General features: G+C 68.2%; 4 protein-coding genes. 1 reads left to right on the forward strand and 3 read right to left on the reverse strand.

Going from position 1 to position 3,194, the window contains the following annotated elements; genetic code table 11:
- Together ACTHL9_RS05790 and ACTHL9_RS05795 are read right to left on the reverse strand one after the other, a co-directional pair.
- Nucleotides 1-606 (reverse strand): sulfite exporter TauE/SafE family protein (locus ACTHL9_RS05790; protein WP_440517896.1); only part of this gene is annotated, 606 nt, incomplete at its 3' end.
- 1 nt (nt 607) lies between these two features.
- Nucleotides 608-1,411, reverse strand: coding sequence for an ABC transporter ATP-binding protein (locus ACTHL9_RS05795; protein ID WP_440517897.1), 804 nt, complete (start codon nt 1,409-1,411; stop codon nt 608-610).
- Nucleotides 1,412-1,477: 66 nt separating this feature from the next.
- Between ACTHL9_RS05795 and serB the strand changes: the two genes are divergently transcribed.
- On the forward strand, nt 1,478-2,356 hold the full coding sequence (serB, locus tag ACTHL9_RS05800; RefSeq protein WP_440517898.1) for a phosphoserine phosphatase SerB: 879 nt from the start codon (nt 1,478-1,480) through the stop codon (nt 2,354-2,356).
- A 54-nt stretch (nt 2,357-2,410) separates the two neighbouring features.
- On the opposite strand, the gene ACTHL9_RS05805 is transcribed toward serB, so the two are convergent.
- A complete protein-coding gene (locus tag ACTHL9_RS05805) occupies nt 2,411-3,178 on the reverse strand; it encodes an SDR family oxidoreductase (RefSeq protein WP_440517899.1) in 768 nt (255 codons plus the stop codon).
- Nucleotides 3,179-3,194: the final 16 nt, after the last annotated feature.

Raw genomic sequence — 3,194 nt, forward strand, 5'->3', positions numbered from 1 at the left:
GACCGCCGCGATGAGGTTCACCACGAGACTGAGCACAACCTTGATCGCGTTCGACTGTTGAAGCGTTCCATGGAAGAAGATGCCGAGGACCGCCATCAGCAAAACGCCCTGCGCCGCAGTGAAGTACCCGCCGTAGACGCCAATCAGGAATACGAGCACGTACAGGATGGGCGGAAGCGTCTGGTGGTCCGCCTGTTCCGGCGTGATGTGCGTGAGGGCCTGCCGCCGCTTGACCCACGCGGAGAGCTTCGGCTGGAAGATGACAAGGAGGATCGCGATAACGATCAGCACGGGTGCGACGTAGCCGAAGACCGTCTCCGGAAGCACCAGAAGCAGAATCGCTCCGAGGAGGCCTCCCACGAACGACACCGGAAGGAGCCTCAGGAGCGTGCGCCTCGCACTTGCGGCTTCCCGACGGTAGCCCCATGCGCCGGAGAATCCTCCGGCGACGAGGCCCATGGCGTTCGAGATGATCGAGCTCACGGGCGAGAAGCCCACGGCCACGAGGATTGGGAACGTCACGAGCGAGCCCGAACCGACGATCGTGTTGATCGTGCCGGCCCAGAGGCCGCCAATGAAGATGAGGAGGTCGCGCCAGAATTCCACGTCAGACGGCCACGGGAGCCGGGGCCCTGCGGACGGCCGTATAGCGTCCGCCGTTGGCCGTCACCTCGAGAGGCAGGCCGAACGTCTCGCTCAAGTTCTGCTCGGTGAGGACCGCGTCGATCTCGCCGGTCGCCACGACCTTGCCTTCGCGGAGCAAGAGGGCGTGCGTGAATCCGGGCGGGACTTCCTCGAGATGGTGCGTGACGAGGACGAGGGCCGGGGCAAACTCGTCCTGGGCCAGCTCGCTGAGCTTGTAGACGAGCTCCTCCCGGCCGCCGAGGTCGAGTCCCGCACCGGGCTCGTCCAGCAGGAGGAGCTCGGGATCGGTCATGAGCGCGCGGGCGATCTGGACGCGCTTGCGCTCCCCCTCGCTGAGGGTCGCGAAGACACGCCCGAGCAGCGGGCCCATCCCCCACTCATTGAGGAGGCGGAACGCGCGGCGCTCGTCGTCCCGGTCATAGGCTTCGCGCCAGCGGCCCGTAATGCCGTAGGCAGCGGTGACGACGACGTTGAGCACCTTCTCGTGCTCCGGGATCTGGTTTGCGAGGGCGGCCGATGCGAGGCCGATGCGAGGCCGGAGTTCGAAGACGTCGACCTTGCCGAGGGTTTCGTCGAGGATGCCGACAGTGCCTCGCGTCGGATGCATACGGGCTGCCGCAAGCTGGAGGAGCGTCGTCTTGCCTGCGCCGTTGGGGCCGAGGACCACCCAGCGCTCCCCCTCGCGCACCTGCCAGTCGACGCCGTCGAGCAGCGTCTTGGCGCCGCGCACCACGCTGACGCCGGACAGCTGGAGAACATTGCTCATGGGAGTAGACACTATTGCAGACTTCCGCTGTGGGCGAACCAGAGCGCCCCGGCTAGAATCGCCGGTATGCCATCCCGCTTCGCCTTGGTCCTCTCTGCCCGCACGCTTCTTCCTCGGGCGGGCGCCGCCGCGGCCGCGCTCCTCGAGCCGCTCGGTGCGGCCGTCGGACCCTTCACGAGTGCTGGCGACGACCGCTACAGCATCCAGACGGCGTCAGTCGACCTGGACCAGGACCGGCTTGCCGAGGCACGGGAGGCGCTGGGCGGACTGGCGGAAGCGGAAGCCGCGCTCGTCCCAGCATCGGTAAGGGATGCAGCGCGCAAGTTCCTCATCATGGACGTCGACTCGACCCTCATCCAGCAGGAGGTCATCGAGCTCCTCGCCGAGCACGCGGGCAAGCGCGCCGAGGTCGCCGCCGTCACGGAGGCGGCTATGCGCGGCGAGCTCGACTTCGCCCAGAGTCTGCACGCCCGCGTCCGGACACTGGAGGGACTTCCCGAGGAGGTCATCGATCGAGTGCGCGAGGCCGTGCTCCTCACCCCCGGCGCCGAAGAGCTCGTCGCGGCGTATCACGTGGCCGGGAACGCCGTCGCCGTTGTGTCCGGGGGTTTCAACCAGATCCTTGCGCCCCTCGCCGAGCGCCTCAAGCTCGACTACTGGCGCGCCAACGACCTCGAGATCGTCAACGGGAAGCTCACCGGACGAGTGGTCGGTGAGGTCGTGGACCGCGCCGTCAAGGAGCACAGCCTTCGGGCGTGGGCCTCGGAGCAGAACGTTCCCTTGGAGGCGTGCATCGCTGTCGGCGACGGTGCCAACGATCTCGACATGCTCGGGGCCGCCGGGCTCGGTGTGGCATTCCATGCCAAGCCGGCCGTGCGCGCGGCAGCCGATGCCGCCGTCGACCTCCCGTACCTCGACGTCGTGCGGCACTTCGCGGAGGTCTGACCTCGCACGTGGCCACGCGTCGGGCGGGACGTGGCCACGCGTCGGTGAGGCGGATCAGCCGGTGAAGTGCTCTGCGCCGCCCACGTACTCGGTGTGGCCGGTGGGGACGTCGGCGGTGACCATTTTGGCGACCTCGGCCGCGAACTCGTCCACCGAGTAGAGCTTGCCCGCGGCCTCGCGGCGCGATGCGATGGCACCGGGCGCAGCCCGCTCGAGGAGGGTTGCAGTGATGGTCCCCTCGATCATGTCGCCGGAAACCACCACGAAGGTGATGCCCTTCTGCTCGAGCCACGGGACGAGCTCGCGGAGCGCCGTCTCGCCCGCGCGCTTCGACCGCGCGACCGGCTCGTAGGCGTCCATCGTCGGGACCTGATCGATGAAGTGTGCCTGGTGGCTCGTGACGAACACGACGCGCGAACCTGGCTTCATGCGCTCGGCGGCGGCCTTGAGCATCGAGACCTGGGCGTCGCGGTTGAGGCGAAGGGCGTAGTCCTCGCCGAGGCCCGACTCCATGCCGCCCGATGCGTTCAGGACGAGGATGTCGAGAGAGGCGAAGGTGTCGAGTGCTGCTTGGGCGAGCTTCTCGACGTCTTCCGGGTTGGTGAGGTCGCCGCCCACGGCCAGCCCGCGGCCTCCGGCCGCCTCGATCTCGGCGACCACCTTGTTCGCGCGCGGTGCCTTCTGCCGGTAGTTGATGACGACGGCGGCCCCCTCCCCCGCGAGGATCTTCGCCGTGGACGCGCCGATTCCGCGCGAGGAGCCGGTGACGATCGCCGTCTTGCCGGCCAGCGGCGTGCTTTGCGCCGTGCCCTGGTCTGTCATGTCAGTTCCTTCCGTG

Source organism: Sinomonas sp., from assembly GCF_051955515.1.
Classification (GTDB): domain Bacteria; phylum Actinomycetota; class Actinomycetes; order Actinomycetales; family Micrococcaceae; genus Sinomonas.